The organism is Streptomyces flavusporus (assembly GCF_046267975.1).
Lineage (GTDB): Bacteria > Actinomycetota > Actinomycetes > Streptomycetales > Streptomycetaceae > Streptomyces > Streptomyces flavusporus.
The window spans coordinates 8,894,664-8,910,185 of the sequence record NZ_CP176503.1; the positions used below are offsets into that span (position 1 = coordinate 8,894,664).

General features: G+C 69.3%; 19 protein-coding genes. 14 read left to right on the plus strand and 5 right to left on the minus strand.

Going from position 1 to position 15,522, the window contains the following annotated elements; genetic code table 11:
- The first annotated feature begins 67 nt into the window (after nt 1-67).
- From ACKTSN_RS41765 to ACKTSN_RS41780, 4 genes are all read left to right on the plus strand, one after another.
- On the plus strand, nt 68-310 hold the full coding sequence (locus tag ACKTSN_RS41765; protein WP_409473824.1) for a hypothetical protein: 243 nt from the start codon (nt 68-70) through the stop codon (nt 308-310).
- Nucleotides 282-806 (plus strand): DUF6879 family protein, encoded by a 525-nt coding sequence (locus tag ACKTSN_RS41770; protein ID WP_409473825.1) that lies wholly within the window; start codon nt 282-284, stop codon nt 804-806. The genes ACKTSN_RS41765 and ACKTSN_RS41770 overlap by 29 nt, the downstream gene beginning before the upstream one ends.
- A gap of 13 nt (nt 807-819) precedes the next feature.
- A complete protein-coding gene (locus ACKTSN_RS41775; protein ID WP_409473826.1) occupies nt 820-1,671 on the plus strand; it encodes a helix-turn-helix domain-containing protein in 852 nt (283 codons plus the stop codon).
- A 451-nt stretch (nt 1,672-2,122) separates the two neighbouring features.
- Nucleotides 2,123-2,266, plus strand: coding sequence for a hypothetical protein (locus ACKTSN_RS41780; RefSeq protein ID WP_409473827.1), 144 nt, complete (start codon nt 2,123-2,125; stop codon nt 2,264-2,266).
- Nucleotides 2,267-2,510: 244 nt separating this feature from the next.
- On the opposite strand, the gene ACKTSN_RS41785 is transcribed toward ACKTSN_RS41780, so the two are convergent.
- Entirely contained in the window at nt 2,511-2,903 is a 393-nt protein-coding gene (locus ACKTSN_RS41785; protein WP_409473828.1) for a VOC family protein, read from the minus strand.
- Between the two features lie 74 nt (nt 2,904-2,977).
- On the opposite strand from ACKTSN_RS41785, the gene ACKTSN_RS41790 reads away from it, so the two are divergent.
- Nucleotides 2,978-3,526: a GNAT family N-acetyltransferase gene (locus ACKTSN_RS41790; protein ID WP_409473829.1), complete on the plus strand. Its 549-nt coding sequence runs from the start codon at nt 2,978-2,980 to the stop codon at nt 3,524-3,526.
- An 18-nt stretch (nt 3,527-3,544) separates the two neighbouring features.
- On the opposite strand, the gene ACKTSN_RS41795 is transcribed toward ACKTSN_RS41790, so the two are convergent.
- Nucleotides 3,545-4,228 (minus strand): glycerophosphodiester phosphodiesterase, encoded by a 684-nt coding sequence (locus tag ACKTSN_RS41795; RefSeq protein WP_409473830.1) that lies wholly within the window; start codon nt 4,226-4,228, stop codon nt 3,545-3,547.
- A gap of 317 nt (nt 4,229-4,545) precedes the next feature.
- On the opposite strand from ACKTSN_RS41795, the gene ACKTSN_RS41800 reads away from it, so the two are divergent.
- The 4 genes from ACKTSN_RS41800 (at nt 4,546) to ACKTSN_RS41815 (ending at nt 8,480) form a co-directional block, all read left to right on the plus strand.
- Nucleotides 4,546-5,943: a DUF6421 family protein gene (locus tag ACKTSN_RS41800; RefSeq protein WP_409473831.1), complete on the plus strand. Its 1,398-nt coding sequence runs from the start codon at nt 4,546-4,548 to the stop codon at nt 5,941-5,943.
- A gap of 38 nt (nt 5,944-5,981) precedes the next feature.
- Nucleotides 5,982-6,728, plus strand: coding sequence for an SDR family NAD(P)-dependent oxidoreductase (locus ACKTSN_RS41805; RefSeq protein WP_409473832.1), 747 nt, complete (start codon nt 5,982-5,984; stop codon nt 6,726-6,728).
- Nucleotides 6,725-7,795 carry a threonine aldolase family protein gene (locus tag ACKTSN_RS41810; protein WP_409473833.1) on the plus strand — a complete coding sequence of 357 codons (1,071 nt, stop codon included), beginning with the start codon at nt 6,725-6,727 and terminating at the stop codon, nt 7,793-7,795. The genes ACKTSN_RS41805 and ACKTSN_RS41810 overlap by 4 nt, the downstream gene beginning before the upstream one ends.
- A 91-nt stretch (nt 7,796-7,886) precedes the next feature.
- Complete coding sequence (locus tag ACKTSN_RS41815) at nt 7,887-8,480, plus strand: transglutaminase domain-containing protein (protein ID WP_409473834.1); 594 nt, start codon at nt 7,887-7,889, stop codon at nt 8,478-8,480.
- A 13-nt stretch (nt 8,481-8,493) separates the two neighbouring features.
- On the opposite strand, the gene ACKTSN_RS41820 is transcribed toward ACKTSN_RS41815, so the two are convergent.
- Nucleotides 8,494-9,222, minus strand: coding sequence for a lysophospholipid acyltransferase family protein (locus ACKTSN_RS41820; protein ID WP_409473835.1), 729 nt, complete (start codon nt 9,220-9,222; stop codon nt 8,494-8,496).
- A 186-nt stretch (nt 9,223-9,408) separates the two neighbouring features.
- Nucleotides 9,409-9,825 (minus strand): DUF4395 domain-containing protein, encoded by a 417-nt coding sequence (locus ACKTSN_RS41825; protein ID WP_409473836.1) that lies wholly within the window; start codon nt 9,823-9,825, stop codon nt 9,409-9,411.
- A 75-nt stretch (nt 9,826-9,900) separates the two neighbouring features.
- Here ACKTSN_RS41825 and ACKTSN_RS41830 point away from each other — a divergent pair, with 75 nt between their 5' ends.
- From ACKTSN_RS41830 to ACKTSN_RS41845, 4 genes are all read left to right on the plus strand, one after another.
- The gene (locus tag ACKTSN_RS41830; protein WP_409475051.1) at nt 9,901-10,314 is read left to right on the plus strand and encodes a thioredoxin family protein; all 414 of its coding nucleotides are present in this window, start codon (nt 9,901-9,903) and stop codon (nt 10,312-10,314) included.
- Nucleotides 10,315-10,515: 201 nt separating this feature from the next.
- A complete protein-coding gene (locus tag ACKTSN_RS41835; RefSeq protein WP_409473837.1) occupies nt 10,516-11,025 on the plus strand; it encodes a flavin reductase family protein in 510 nt (169 codons plus the stop codon).
- Nucleotides 11,026-11,243: 218 nt separating this feature from the next.
- Complete coding sequence (locus ACKTSN_RS41840; protein WP_409473838.1) at nt 11,244-12,029, plus strand: electron transfer flavoprotein subunit beta/FixA family protein; 786 nt, start codon at nt 11,244-11,246, stop codon at nt 12,027-12,029.
- 54 nt (nt 12,030-12,083) lie between these two features.
- Nucleotides 12,084-13,046 (plus strand): electron transfer flavoprotein subunit alpha/FixB family protein, encoded by a 963-nt coding sequence (locus ACKTSN_RS41845; RefSeq protein WP_409473839.1) that lies wholly within the window; start codon nt 12,084-12,086, stop codon nt 13,044-13,046.
- A 55-nt stretch (nt 13,047-13,101) separates the two neighbouring features.
- Here the strand turns inward: ACKTSN_RS41845 and ACKTSN_RS41850 are convergent, their stop codons facing one another.
- On the minus strand, nt 13,102-14,007 hold the full coding sequence (locus ACKTSN_RS41850) for an endonuclease/exonuclease/phosphatase family protein (RefSeq protein ID WP_409473840.1): 906 nt from the start codon (nt 14,005-14,007) through the stop codon (nt 13,102-13,104).
- 196 nt (nt 14,008-14,203) lie between these two features.
- Between ACKTSN_RS41850 and ACKTSN_RS41855 the strand changes: the two genes are divergently transcribed.
- Nucleotides 14,204-15,508 (plus strand): DUF6986 family protein, encoded by a 1,305-nt coding sequence (locus ACKTSN_RS41855; RefSeq protein WP_409473841.1) that lies wholly within the window; start codon nt 14,204-14,206, stop codon nt 15,506-15,508.
- The last annotated feature ends 14 nt before the right edge of the window (nt 15,509-15,522 follow it).

Consider the following 15,522-nt stretch of genomic DNA (forward strand, 5'->3'; position numbering starts at 1 on the left):
GACGGCCGCACCCGTCGGCGTGATGGTCGTAGAACATTGCGCAATCCGCGTGACGACGGAGGACACCATGGCTCTACGATCGTTCGGCAAGGACCCCGAGACCAACGGCGACCACTGCCCGACGGTGTGGCTCGACGAGGAAAAGGGGGAGTTCGTGTTTCAGGGCTGGAAGGCTGACGAGGCTCTCCAGGCAGAATGCCTGTCCACGGGACCCATCCCCGACACGGAGGCAGTCGTCAGGCTGCCCGTCCGCATGGTGCAGCAGATCAGGGAGGCGTGCGATGCCGCAGAAGGTTCCGCCGTTCGCTGAGCTGCTCGCCGACTGCCAACGTTCCGCGGTCCATCTGGAGACTCGCGACGTCTACGGCGTCGACGAGGAAGACGCAGATTTCGCCGCATGGCGTGACGGGTGGGAGTACGACCTCAGCGACCGTTCGTCGTGGTGGAACGGCTTTCATCAGTCAGTTGCCGACGCCGTGGCCCGTGGCGTTGTCATGCGGCGCGCACGCGTCGTTTCGGAGCCCGTGAGCGGTTACATCCGCTACGAGCACTCATGCACGCCGCAGAACATCACGGCCGGCGAAGACGTTCGGTGGCTCCCTCGCCGCCTGGCGTCGGATCTGCTGCTCCCGGGTAACGACCTGTGGATCTTCGATGGCCGCCTGATCCGCTTCAGCCTGTTCGCAGGCGACGGCCGGTTCGTCGAGGACGTCATGGAGGATGCTGCCGACGTCGTGAAGCGCCACGCGGAGGCGTTCGAAGCCGTCTGGGAGCGCGCCATCCCGCACGAGGACTACAGGATCTGAGCGACGCACACCGATGCAATCTCCCTACCCCTCGACGGCCCTTGACGCCGCACGTCGCGCCATCGCAGAGCAACTCCGCGAGATCCGGCGTGACGCAGGTCTGACGGGTAGGGAGGTTGCAGCGCGCGCAGGTTGGCAGCCGTCGAAGGTCTCCCGCCTCCAGAGCGCTACGACGCCCCCGTCAGACGACGACATCCGCGAGTGGTGCCGCGCGTGTGGAGCGGAGGAGAAGATACCGGATCTCCTCGCAGCCAACCGTACTGCCGACTCGATGTACCTGGAGTGGCGCCGTGTCCAGCGCACAGGGCTGCGACGGCTGCAAGAGTCCCGTATTCCGCTGTACGAGCAGACGCGACAGTTCCGCGTCTACAGTTCCACGGTCATCCCTGGCTTCCTCCAGACCTACGAGTACGCCGCCGCGCTCCTGGGGAGCATCGCGCGCGTCCATGGGACGCCGGACGACGTTGCTGACGCAGCAGCCGCGCGCGTCGAGCGCTCTCACATCATCCGTGAGGGAGACCACCGCTTCGGGATCCTTCTGGAGGAGTCCGTCCTCCGTCACGTCGTCGGGGACGCGGCAATCATGGCGGGTCAATTGGGCTATCTGCTCTCCGTCATGGCGCTGCCCGCTGTGTCTGTCGGCATCGTCCCCGCCGGCCATCCGCGGGACATGTGGACGCTGGAGACGTTCACAATCTTCGACGACGAGCGAGTTCACGTGGAGCTCCTCACGGCCGCGATCACCGTGACGACGCCCGGTGAAGTCGCGCAGTACGCCCACGCCTTCGAGGAGATGGCCGCTCTAGCCGTCCACGGCGCGAGGGCTCGGTCACTCATCTCAGCCGCGATTGACTCGCTCGACTGAAGTCACGTAGAACTCCATAGAATTCCGTGGAACCTCGTCCTGCATCACGCCTAACTTCGTGCTTAGCCATTCCGCGCACAGTGGGTGATCACATGCAGGGATTAGGAGGCGTCGTGTCGCGCCCTGAATCGAGAGAACTGCCGGCCGTCGGAACGCTGATGATGGATACCGCGCGAGATCGCGTCGGCGCGTTCCAGGGCGAGGAGTGGGGGGAGTTCTACTTGCGCCCCGTCGGAGGAGGGCGCGAATGGACGGCATCCCCGGAGGTCGTTCGTGAGGCGACCGACGCGGAGAAGCTCAGCGCGCGGAACGCCGCAAGGAATGCCCGATCGCGCGAGAGTGGGCGACTCTGATGACACCACCCTCTCGGGTAGCCCCCTACCCGCTGCTGACGCCGGATCAAGCGATTGACAAGCTGCCGGAGAAGCTGCGCATCGAGTGCGCTCAATGCTTGGACTTCGAGGACGTCGACGACACGGACGAGGCGCAGCGATGGGCGGTCACGCACATGGTCGCCAACCGCTCCTTCGCCAACCGCGCTCACGAGCGCTTCCGCTACACCTCCGAACGTCGCTGGAGCCTGAAGCCCATATAGACCCGCGTGTCGGCGCCCGTGCGCCGGCGCGTGGAGGGCGCGGCAGGGGTCGGCGAGCCGGTGAGGTCGGCCTCTCCCGGCTCCTGCTCGCGTCCTGAACTCCTCGCCCCGGAGGCCGTCTGATTCCTTCGGCCGGCGGCGAGGGTCCGCCCGGTGCCGACACCCCTAACGGGGTTCGGGCGGACAGAGCCCCGCTCACTGCCTCCCCCGTGGCGGTGGGCGGGGCTTTTTGCGTTTCCGCAGGTCAGATGCTCGGGCGGTAGCGGATGGGATGATCTTCAGGTACCTCGACGATAACAATTTCGCAGCCGTCCGGATCCGCGATCCACATCTCGATCAGCCCCCACGGCTCGCGCAGCGGCGGCCGCACGATGTCGACCCCCTTGGCCCGCAGCTCCTCCTCGGCCGCGGTCACGTCGTCGACCTGGAGCCAGAGCCGTACGGCCGGGGACGGCGGGGTCTCGGACCGGCCCGAGATCTCCAGGAAGCCGCCGCCGAGGAAGTAGACGGTGCCGCGCTCCGGCCCCGTACCGAACTCGCGGTAGACGGCGAGGCCCAGCTGTTCGCCGTAGAAGACTCGGGACCGCTCGGCGTCGTTGGGGCGGAGCAGGGTCCGGCTGCTGAGTACGTGCACCATGCACCCGGAGCCTAATGGCAGCGTTACTCTCGTCCGTGCCCGAGCCACGCCCGAGAAACCGGAGAGACGCTCCCATGGACACCGCCGCCACCGCTGCCACCGGACTGACCTTCCGTGCCGCCACCGACGCCGACATCGAGGCGCTGGTCGCGCTGATCGAGTCGGCGTACCGGGGCGACTCCAGCCGGGCCGGGTGGACCACCGAGGCGGACATCCTTCAGGGGCAGCGCACCGACCCCGAAGGCGTCCGGGCCGTCATCAAGTCGCCCGACAGCAGGCTGCTGACGGTGGAACGGGACGGCGCGGTCGTCGCCTGCTGCCAGCTCGAGCACCGCGGTGACCACGCCTACTTCGGGATGTTCGCGGTCAGCCCGCGGCTCCAGGGCGGCGGCCTCGGCAAGGTGATCATCGCCGAGGCGGAGCGGCAGGCCCGCGCGACCTGGGGCGTGACGCAGATGCACATGACCGTGATCTCCGTACGTGAGGACCTCATCGCCTGGTACGAGCGGCGCGGCTACCGCCGTACCGGAAAGATGACGCCGTTCCCGTACGGCGACGAGCGGTTCGGCATCCCGCAGCGCGCCGACCTGCAGTTCGAGCTGCTGGTCAAGGAACTCGCCTGAGCCGTACGTCGCGGTGTCTCAGGCCGTGAACCGGCCGGTGCGTTTGATCTCCGGGTAGTCGGTCGTCGCTCCGTCCAGCTCCAGCGCGCGGACGAGACGCAGGTGTTCCTGCGTGTTCACCACCCAGCCGATGATCCGCAGGCCGGCCTCGCGCGCATGCTCCACGACCTCCAGGGTGAGCCGGCGGATGTTGAGGCAGACGGTCGCCGCACCGGCCTCGACGGCGCGCTCCACGATGTCGGTGCCGTACCGGCTGGCGATCAGAGCGGTCCGTACCCCGGGCAGCAGCCGGGCGATCTCGGCGATGGCCTCGTCGTGGAACGAGGACACCTCGATCCGCTCCACCAGGCCCCGTTCGCGCATGACCTCCGCCAGCGCCCGCGCGGCGGCGACGTCCTTGATCTCGGCCTGCAGCGGCGCGTCGACCGTGTCCAGGACCTCCTCGAACACCGGGATCCGTTCCCCCTGGCCCGCGTCCAGGGCCCGTAGCTCCGCGAGGGTCTTCTCGGCGACCGGACCGGTGCCGTCGGTCGTACGGTCCACTTCGGTGTCGTGCAGTACGACGAGGGCGCCGTCCTTGCTGAGGTGCAGATCGAGTTCGATGGCGTCGAGGCCGGCCTGCTCGGCGGCGACGAAGGAACGCAGGGTGTTCTCGGGTGCGACACCCATGACTCCGCGGTGACCGATGGTGAGGAAGTTCAAGGTTCGACTCGCTTCCGTCGACGGCGGCGGCAGGGATCGCGCGGACCGGGACGGCCCTGGGCGCGACAGGGCCGCAGCCTAGTGGCCTGTCCCGCCGATGAACCCCTGCCTACACGGGGGTATCGGGACGACGCCGGGGCGGACCTGGCGCCCTCGCGGCCGACGTTCCCCCGCACAGACGCCCCTGCGGTGGCCGACAGGAAAAAGTTCAGTGACGATGGGGGTGCGCAGGATAATTTCCCGCTGCTCCCCTTGCTGGGAGAAACCCCCTATGCATACGGTGTCCTTACGCAAGGTTCTCCAGTGGAGGATGGGACATGACGGAAATTCTTGTGCAGGCGGGTGCGGAGGAGCAGGTTCCTCCCGTGGCCAGGGTGGTGGAGCATCCGGCGTGGCCCGTGCTCAAGGATGCCGTGGAGCAGATCCGGCCATGGCAGTCCAAGGACGGATCGATCGACTTCGACGCCGAGGGCGCCCCGGCCTCCGCGGACGCCGAGTTCGCCGTGCGCCGGATCGTCGACGCCGTCGAGGAACTGTCCCCGCTGCTCCCGCACGACGTCGCCTACCACGCGGCGCTGGTGAAGGACCTGCGCCGCTGGGCCGACGACGGCTTCGAGGTGCCCGACTTCCTCGACTCGCTGCTGGCCTTCCAGCCTGCGGCGAACCGCCGGGACGGCCTCCAGCACCTGGTCGTCTTCCCGATGTACACCCAGAACGGCAACCCCGACCGCAACCTCGAGGCGGTCGTGCTGCGCATGGTCTGGCCGGACTGGCTGGCCGAACTGGAGCGCACTCGCTACGACAACCCGCTGTTCTGCGGCATCACCTTCGAGGACTTCACGGCGGGCTACGACACCAACTCCGCCGTCCTCTTCCCGGAGACGATCGCCGTCCGCGAAGCTCCCGAGCGCTTCACCTGGGGCGGCATCTTCTGCGACCGCGAGGCCGCCCGCTTTCGCCGCGTCACCGCGGCCGCCGTCGACATCCTCGGCCTGGAACTGCCCGAGGACATCGCCGCGATGGTGCACGACCAGAAGCGCTGCGAAGAGGCCTTCGTGCTGTGGGACATGGTCCACGACCGCACCCACAGCCACGGCGACCTGCCCTTCGACCCGTTCATGATCAAGCAGCGCCAGCCGTTCTGGATGTACGGCCTGGAGGAGCTGCGCTGCGACCTCACCGCCTTCAAGGAGGCCGTGAAGCTTCAGACCGAGGGCGTCCCGCAGGCTCGTGACGTGCAGTACGCGGTGCTCTTCGACCGCATGTTCCGCTTCCCGGTCACCGGCGAGCGCGTCCGCAACTACGACGGCCTCGGCGGCCAGCTCCTCTTCGCCTACCTGCACAAGCACGACGTCGTCCGCTGGACCGACAACAAGCTGTCCATCGACTGGCAGCGCGCCCCGCAGGTCACCAACCAGCTGTGCGCCGAGATCGAGCAGCTGTATCGGGACGGCATCGACCGCCCGAAGCTCGTGCACTGGTTCGCCGGGTACGAGCTGGTCTCGACCTACCTCGCCCCGCACCCGGGTTCCAGGTGGGCCAAGGGCCCCGACGCCCTGGACCTGACCCAGCCGCCGCGCAAGCTCGTCGATGACGTGCTTCCGGACGAGTTTCCGCTGAGCATGTTCTATGAGGCGCTGTCCAAGAAGCTCAAGAACGTGATTGCGTCGACCCGGGGCATCACGGCGGACAGCACCGAGCGGGTCGCCGCGTGAGCGATCTCGTCCAGAACACTGCTCAGGAGGCGAGGATCATGGGGAACGGGGCTCTCAGCGGTGCGGTGATCGCGGTGGCCGGTGCGGGGGGACCCGCCGGGCGGGCGGCGCTGCTCAGGCTGGCCGAGGCGGGGGCGACCGTCGTCGGCTCGGACAACGACCCGGAGCGGCTGGCGGAAGCCGTGGACGCGGCCAGCTACGCGCACGGCGGCGCCACCGTCGTCGGTGACACGGTGGACCTGCTCGACCGGCAGGCCGCCCAGGACTGGGCCAACCGCGTCGAGAAGGACTTCGGCCGTGTCGACGGCCTGGTCCACCTCGTCGGCGGCTGGCGCGGCAGCGAGACGTTCACCAAGACCAGCCTCGACGACTGGGACTTCCTCGAGCTGCTGCTGGTCCGCACCGTGGCGCACACCTCCCTCGCCTTCCACGAGGCGCTGCAGCGCAGCGACCGCGGCCGGTACATCCTGATCAGCGCCGCGGGCGCCACCAAGCCCACCGCCGGCAACGCCGCCTACGCCGCCGCCAAGGCCGCCGCCGAGGCGTGGACGCTGGCCCTGGCCGACTACTTCCGCAAGGCCGGGGGCCCCGAGGGGCCGACGTCCGCGGCTGCCATCCTGGTGGTGAAGGCACTGGTGCACGACGCGATGCGCGCCGAGCGACCCAACGCGAAGTTCGCGGGCTTCACGGACGTCAAGGACCTGGCCGAGGCCATCGTCGGCGTCTGGGACAAGCCCGCCGCAGAAGTGAACGGAAACCGTCTGTGGCTGACCGAGAAGCCGTGAACCCCCCGAAGACCGACGCGCGTCGCCACCACGACCCGGAGGTCCGCGGTTTCGCCAGTGACAACTACGCCGGGGCCCACCCCGAGGTGCTCGCCGCCCTGGCCCTGGCCAACGGCGGCCACCAGGTCGCGTACGGCGAGGACGCGTACACCGACAACCTCCAGCGAATCATCCGCAGCCACTTCGGGGCCACGGCGGAGGCCTTCCCGGTCTTCAACGGCACCGGCGCCAACGTCGTCGCACTCCAGGCGGTCACCGACCGCTGGGGTGCGGTGATCTGCGCGGAGAGTGCGCACATCAACGTCGACGAGGGCGGCGCGCCCGAGCGGATGGGCGGCCTGAAGCTGCTCACCGTCCCCACACCCGACGGCAAGCTCACCCCCGAGCTGATCGACCGGCAGGCGTACGGCTGGGAGGACGAGCACCGCGCGATGCCGCAGGTCGTCTCGATCACCCAGAGCACCGAACTCGGCACCCTGTACACGCCCGACGAGATCCGTGCCATCTGCGAGCACGCCCACGCGCTCGGCATGAAGGTCCACCTCGACGGCTCCCGGATCGCCAACGCGGCCGCCTCCCTGAACGTGCCGATGCGCACGTTCACCAACGCGGTCGGCGTCGACATCCTCTCCCTCGGCGGGACCAAGAACGGCGCCCTGTTCGGCGAGGCGGTCGTCGTCATCAACCAGGACGCCGTCAGCCGTATGAAGCACCTGCGCAAGCTGTCCATGCAGCTCGCCTCCAAGATGCGCTTCGTATCGGTGCAGTTGGAGGCGCTGCTCGCCAAGGACCTGTGGCTGCGCAACGCCCGCCACTCCAACGAGATGGCCCAGCGCCTCGCCGAGGGCGTCCGTGCCGTGCACGGCGTCGAGATCCTCTACCCGGTGCAGGCCAACGCGGTCTTCGCCCGCCTGCCGCACGACGTGAGCGAGCGCCTGCAGAAGCGGTTCCGCTTCTACTTCTGGGACGAGGCGGCCGGCGACGTCCGCTGGATGTGCGCCTTCGACACGACGGAGGAGGACGTGGACGCGTTCGTGGCGGCGCTCAAGGAGGAGATGGCTCGATAGCCGCCCTGCATGGGCATGAGATCTGCATAGGTATGCGACCAGCCGAAAAGTCATTGACGCTTGGGTGGTCGCATTTCTATGCTCTGCGGGCATGGAGCTGATCCAGGAAATCCCGCACCTGTCCGCCTACTTGGCCGTCGACGAGGTCATCGGCCATGACCATCCGCGGGTAAGGGATGCGGCGGCCCGGCTCGCGGCAGCAGCATCGGACTCGTATGACTATGCACGTATGGCGTTCGAGTCCGTGCGCGACACCATTCCGCACTCGCAGGACTCCGGTGATCCCCGCGTCACCTGGCGCGCGTCCGACGTGCTGGAACAGGGAACGGGCATCTGCTACGCCAAGGCCCACGCACTGGCGGCGCTGCTGCGGGCCGAGGACATCCCGACGGCGCTCTGCTATCAGCGGCTGGCGCACGACGGCGGAGACGGGCATGTCGTGCACGGGCTTGTCGCCGTGCGGTTCAACGGCGCCTGGCACCGGCAGGACCCGCGCGGCAACAAGGCGGGCGTGGACGCCCAGTTCTCCCTCGACGGCGAGCGCCTGGCCTTCACGCCCGATGCGAAGTCCAACGAGTCGGACTATCCGGTGCTGTACGCAAAACCGCACCCGGTTGTCCTCGGCGTCCTGCGGGCCGCCCCCGACCGGCCGTACCTGTGGAAGACGCTCCCCGTCGCACTCTGAGGTCGGGGAACGGTCAGCGGGCCTCGGCCTCGCGTACCTCCTCCGGAGTCGGCGCCGTGCCGCCGAGATGGGCCGGCAGCCACCACGTGTCGTCCGGACCCTTGGGGCGTACCGGGTAGGCGCGCTGGGCGGCCTCCAGCAGTTCCTGGACCCGCTCGCGCAGCTGCCGGGTGATCGCGCCGGCGTACTTGTCGCGCGAGGCCTCGAGTGCCTCGCCGACCCGGATCGTGATCGGCGTGTGGCTGCGCCGGAAGTTGCGCGGGTGGCCCTTGGTCCACAGCCGCTGCGTGCCCCACACGGCCATCGGGACGAGCGGGACGCCCGCCTCCTGGGCCAGTCGGGCGGCGCCGGACTTGAAGCCCTTCAGGGTGAACGACTGCGAGATCGTGGCCTCGGGGAACACGCCGACCACCTCGCCGGAGCGCAGTGAGTCCAGGGCGTGTGCGTAGGCCGCCTCGCCCTGCTTGCGGTCCACCGGGATGTGCTTCATGCCGCGCATCAGCGGGCCGGAGATCTTGTGCCGGAAGACGGACTCCTTCGCCATGAAACGCACCAGGCGCTTCTGGGGGAGCGCGGCCAGGCCGCTGAAGATGAAGTCCAGATAGCTGATGTGATTGCTCACCAGCACGGCGCCGCCCGAGCGCGGGATGTTCTCCGACCCCTTGCAGTCGATCTTGAGGTCCCAGGCCTTGAACATCGTGAGGGCGAGACCGACGACGGGGCGGTAGACGAGTTCTGCCATGGGCGGGGTGGACCCTTCCTGCTCTGCCTGGGAAGGGATTCCCGGCGGGGAAGCTACGGAGCCGTAGGTTTACGGCATCTCGCAGATCGTGCCCCAAGAACGGCCGGGGAGCCAGTCCTGGTGCCCGGCCGACACGAGATCCTCGTCACGTCGGCCGGTGATCCACCTCGTGCTTTTAACGGCCTTTTACTTTGCGCGTACCGCCACCCGTTGGGCCATCAGGTACAACTCGCAGCCCAGGCAGTACCCGAACGCGGCATTGAGGAAGGCGGCGCCGAGCGCGGCGCCGGTGGCCGCGAGGCCCAGCCATGCGGGCCCCAGCGTGAAGCCGACCAGGCCGACGCCGGTGAAGACCAGGCCCACCGCCTGCGCGAACCGCGGCGGTTCGGGTGACTCGAACTCCGAGGGCGGCCCGATCCGGGGCCGTACGAACTTGCGGAACACCCAGCCGTACGGCGAACGGCCCACGCCGCCGGCCGCGCCGAGCGCGAACGCCAGGGTCTGCCAGGCCAGCAGCCAGGCGCTTGTGGTGATCAGGGCGACCGCCAGGAGGACGGTCGTCACGGCCGCCCCGAACCGCGGCCCTCTCACGTCGATGTCCATGAAGCCAGCATTCCGCAGCGGATCCGCTTCCGGGAGGTGGGAATCTTTGCGGTCTCGTGAATGCTTGTGCATGTGATGACGGGACTTGTGGTGTGTCTTGCGGTGCTCGCGGCGGTGAGCGTCTACGGCGTGCTGCACCGGTGGCGGAGCGGGAGAGTGCGCGTGCGCGGGCGTGACGAGGGGAAGCGGCTCGGTGCGGCCGAGCTGGGCGCGGAACTCGGCGAGCGGGCCACGCTGGTTCAGTTCTCCAGCGCCTTCTGCGCACCCTGCCGGGCGACCCGGCGCATTCTCGACGAGGTGGCCGGTCTGGTCCCCGGCGTCACCCACGTCGAGATCGATGCCGAGGCCCACCTGAACCTCGTCCGCGCCCTCGACATCCTCAAGACGCCGACCGTGCTGGTGCTGGACGCCGACGGCCGTGTTGTGCGGCGGGCCACGGGGCAGCCGCGCAAGGCCGATGTGATCGCCGCACTGGGGGAGGCGGTCTGAGTGCCGATGCCCAGGAGGCCGTTTCCGCATGCCGGAACGAACTTGACTGTGTACACCACCTACCGTCAGCCTGGCCGTATGCCTTCTGAACTCCTTCTCTTCGGGCGGGTCCATGCCGACCTCGTCCGCACCGCGAGTGCGTGCTGTCCGGGCTGTTGAACCGCCCCGAACTGCTCCTCGCCCCTGACAGAGGTCAACTTCATGACGGCCACCCCCGACCTAGCCGCCCCCCGTACCGCCTCACCCGATCTGCTCCGCGCCGTCTTCCGTCGGCACGCGGCCGGAGTCGCCGTGATCACCGCGCGGGGCGACGACGGCCCGGTCGGCTTCACCGCCACGTCCCTCACGTCGGTCTCCGTGGAGCCGCCGATGCTCTCCTTCGGGATCGGCACGGGCTCCTCCAGTTGGGCGGCGATCTCCGGGGCTGAGCACGTGGGGGTCCACATACTCGGCGAGCACCAGCAGGAGCTGGCCGCCACCTTCGCCCGAAGCGGCGCCGACCGGTTCGGCGCCCCCACCGGCTGGCGCGAGGGCCCTGAAGGCGTTCCCGTGCTCGACGACGTGCTGGCCTGGCTGGTGGGGCGGGTCCACGCGCGCGTGCCCGCCGGCGACCATCACATCGTGCTCGCGGAGGTCGTTCTCGGTGATCCGGCCGGGGCGGGCCGCCCGCTCCTGTACCACCAGGGGCGCTTCAATGCCCTGCGTGACTGAGTGCGGCCCGACCGTCCTGCGAAGCCGTCCAGTTCCGGTTACGCTGCGTTGCGAAGGTCACAGTTCAAAGCGCTTGCTTAGCGGGAACGAACTGGGTGTACTGGCGAGTAATATTTCGTTCGGAGCGAGGGTCGCCCCGACCGGGATCGGCCGCTTCAGGCGCCTATGCTGCCTGCAAGCAGGCAGCCGAGAAATGACGATGCAGTAGGAGAGCCGGCGTGAGCTTGAGGATCGTTGTCACTGTGAAGTACGTGCCCGACGCCACTGGCGACCGGCACTTCGCCGATGACCTGACCGTCGACCGGGACGACGTGGACGGTCTGCTCTCCGAGCTGGACGAGTATGCGGTCGAGCAGGCGCTGCAGATCGCCGAGGACGCGGACGACGCCGAGGTCACCGTCCTGACCGTGGGCCCGGAGGACGCCAAGGACGCCCTGCGCAAGGCCCTGTCGATGGGCGCCGACAAGGCGATCCACGTCGAGGACGACGACCTGCACGGCACCGACGCCATCGGCACCTCGCTGGTGCTGGCCAAGGCGATCGAGAAGGCCGGCTACGACCTGGTCATCTCCGGCATGGCCTCCACCGACGGCACCATGGGCGTCGTCCCGGCCCTGCTGGCCGAGCGTCTGGGCGTCCCGCAGGTGACCCTGCTGTCCGAGGTTTCCGTCGAGGACGGCACGGTCAAGGGCCGCCGCGACGGCGACGCCGCGAGCGAGCAGCTTCAGGCGCAGCTTCCGGCGGTCGTGTCGGTCACCGACCAGTCGGGCGAGGCGCGTTACCCGTCCTTCAAGGGCATCATGGCCGCCAAGAAGAAGCCGGTGGAGTCCTGGGACCTGGAGGACCTGGAGATCGAGGCCGAGGAGGTCGGTCTCGAGGGCGCCTACACCACCGTGGACGCCGCGGTCGAGCGCCCGGCCCGCACGGCCGGCACGATCGTCAAGGACGAGGGCGAGGGCGGCAAGCAGCTCGCTGAGTTCCTCGCGAGCCAGAAGTTCATCTGAGCTCGAATTCGCTGACCGCCCCGCATACTTCGCAAGCAGGAGAGAAGAAGTCCCATGGCTGAAGTTCTCGTCTACGTCGACCACGTGGACGGTGCCGTCCGCAAGCCCACCCTGGAGCTGCTGACCCTGGCCCGCCGCATCGGCGAGCCCGTCGCCGTCGCCCTCGGCAACGGTGCCGCCGACACCGCGTCCACGCTCGCCGAGCACGGCGCGGTCAAGGTGCTCACGCACGACGCCGCCGAGTACGCCGACTACCTGGTCGTACCGAAGGTGGACGCCCTGCAGGCCGCCTACGAGGCCGTGTCCCCGGCCGCCGTCCTCGCCCCCTCCTCCGCCGAGGGCAAGGAGATCGCCGCCCGTCTGGCGCTGCGCATCGGCTCCGGCATCATCACCGACGCCGTCGACCTGGAGGCCGGCGACGAGGGCCCCGTGGCCACCCAGTCGGTGTTCGCCGCGTCCTTCACCACCAAGTCCCGGGTCTCCAAGGGCACCCCGGTCATCACGGTCAAGCCGAACTCGGCCGCCGTGGAGGCCGCCCCGGCCGCCGGCGCGGTCGAGGCGCTGTCGGTGACCTTCTCCGACAAGGCCACCGGCACCAAGGTCACCGCGCGCACCCCGCGCGAGTCGACCGGGCGTCCGGAGCTCACCGAGGCCGCGATCGTCGTCTCCGGCGGCCGTGGCGTCAACGGTGCGGAGAACTTCGCGATCATCGAGGCCCTCGCCGACGAGCTCGGCGCGGCCGTCGGTGCCTCGCGTGCCGCGGTGGACGCGGGCTGGTACCCGCACACCAACCAGGTCGGCCAGACCGGCAAGTCCGTCTCGCCGCAGCTGTACATCGCCTCCGGCATCTCCGGCGCGATCCAGCACCGCGCCGGTATGCAGACCTCGAAGACGATCGTGGCCGTCAACAAGGACCCCGAGGCGCCGATCTTCGAGCTCGTCGACTACGGCGTCGTCGGCGACCTGTTCGACGTCGTCCCGCAGCTCACCGAGGAGATCAAGGCCCGCAAGGGCTGATCGTCCGCAGGCTGTACGAGGCCCCCGTGACCACGCCGGTCACGGGGGCCTCGGCTCATCCCAGGGTCAGCGACGCCTGCACCGGCAGATGGTCGCTCGGGAACTGCCCGTTCATGGAGAAGGTGTTGATCTCCGCCCGGTGCACGGTGACCCCCGGCGTCGCCAGGATCCAGTCGATGCGGTCGCCGTCCGGCGTCAGCGGCCGGTAACCGTGGAACGTCCCGTACAGCGCGCTGCGTTCGGCGGCCTGCTCCCAGGTGTCGACGAGCCCGGCGCCCAGCAGTGTGTCGTAGACCGGGTCGTTGTGGGCCGCGACGTTGAAGTCGCCGGTCACCAGCAGCGGCAGCGAACGGTCGAGCCCGGCGATCCGCTGCACGGTCAGGGCCGCGGCACGCGCGCGTGCGTCCTGGCTGCGGTTGTCGAGGTGGGTGTTGAGGAAGTAGAACTCCCGGCCGGCGTCCCGCAGATCGCGGAAGCGGATCCAGGTGACCATGCGGATGGACCCGCCGCCCCAGGTGTTCGACCCGATCACGTCCGGGGTGTCGGAGAGCCAGAAGTGGTCGTACTCGACGGGGGCGAGACGGCGCGTGTCGTAGAAGATCGCCATGAACTCGTCGCGGCTGCCGCCCGCACGGCCCGTGCCGATCCAGTCGTAGTGCGGCCCGAGGTCGGCCTCGATGTCCTGCAGCTGCTGGTAGAGGCCCTCCTGGGTGCCGATGACGTGCGGGCGCTCGCGGCGCAGCAGTTCGCGCATCACCGGTCTGCGCACCGCCCAGCTGTTCGGTTCGCTGGTGCTCGCGAAGCGCAGGTTGAAGGACATGGCCTCCAGGCGCAGTCCGGCGGAAACCTCGGCCGACGCGGGCAGCGGGGACAGTGCTGTACTGGACAGGGGCAGGGCGACCGCTGCGGCTAACGCGGCCTTCAGGCCCAGACGGCGCGTGACTCGGCTGTGTTTCGGCACGGTGGCTCCTTCGTTGGGGACTGCCGGGCGGAGTCGTGCGTACCGAAGTGTTCTACCGCCGCATGAGATGAGCGTGAACATGCCGAAAGTTCGCGGTGGCCCCATGAGTAAGCGGTGTTGACCAGGCGGAAGGTCCCCCGATAACTTCGTTCTACGGATTGTTGATTCCGTAAAGCGGAAAGCTGGAGGGTGTGGGATGGGTCAGGGTCAGCAGGAGCGAGTGGCGACGAGCCTGGCGGGCACGGTCAGCGAGGAGATCAGCGCCTCCCTCGCACCGGTCGACGCCGAACTGGAGCGCCGCTACCCCGGAGACCCCGGCACCCGCCAGCCCGTCCACACCGTCTACGTCCCCGGCGACGCCTTCACCGCCGACACCATCCGCTCCTGGGGCGACCAGGCCCTTGTCGCCCTCGACGAACACGCACCGGACGCCGCCTCCTTCGCGGCCGTCCTCGGCCTCCCCGACGACCTCGCCGAGGCCGTCCACGACCGGGTCCGCGCCAAGCTGGAGCGTGAGCCGATCGAGGACCTGCGCGTCGACTTCGAGGACGGCTACGGCCCCCGCCCCGACGCCGAGGAGGACGAGACGGCCGCCCGCGCGGCCCGGCTGATCACCGAGGCGTGTGAGAAAGGCACCGCGGCCCCGTACATGGGCATCCGCATGAAGTGCATGGAGGCCGCCGTCCGGGACCGGGGCATCCGCACCCTCGACATCTTCCTCACCGGCCTGATGAAGGCCGGCGGCCTGCCCGACGGGCTGGTCCTCACCCTGCCCAAGGTCACCTACCCCGAGCAGGTCACCGCCATGGTCCGGCTCCTTGAGGCCTTCGAGAAGGCGCACGCGCTGGAGCCCGGGCGGCTCGGCTTCGAGATACAGATCGAGACCAGCCAGTCCATCCTCGCCACCGACGGCACCGCCACCGTCGCCCGGATGATCCAGGCCGCCGAGGGCCGCGCCACCGGACTGCACTACGGCACCTTCGACTACAGCGCCTGCCTCGGCGTCTCCGCCGCCTACCAGGCCAGCGACCACCCGGCCGCCGACCACGCCAAGGCGATCATGCAGGTCGCCGCCGCGGGCACCGGCGTCCGCCTGTCGGACGGTTCGACCAACGTCCTGCCGGTCGGCCCGACCGAGCAGGTCCACGACGCCTGGCGCCTGCACTACGGCCTCACCCGCCGCGCTCTGGCCCGCGCCTACTACCAGGGCTGGGACATGCACCCCGGCCACCTCCCGACCCGCTACGCGGCCGTCTACGCCTTCTACCGCGAGGGCTTCGAACAGGCCGCCGCCCGCCTCGCCCGCTACGCGGGCCGCATCGGCGGCGACGTCATGGACGAGCCCGCCACCGCCAAGGCCCTCAGCGGCTACCTCCTGCGCGGCCTGGACTGCGGGGCCCTCGACATCGCCGAGGTCGCCCGGCTGACCGGCCTGACCCGGACCGAGCTGGAGGGCTTCGCGGCGCCCCGGCGGGGTGATCTGACGGCCTCCGCCAAGTAGCGAGGCCGTCACCG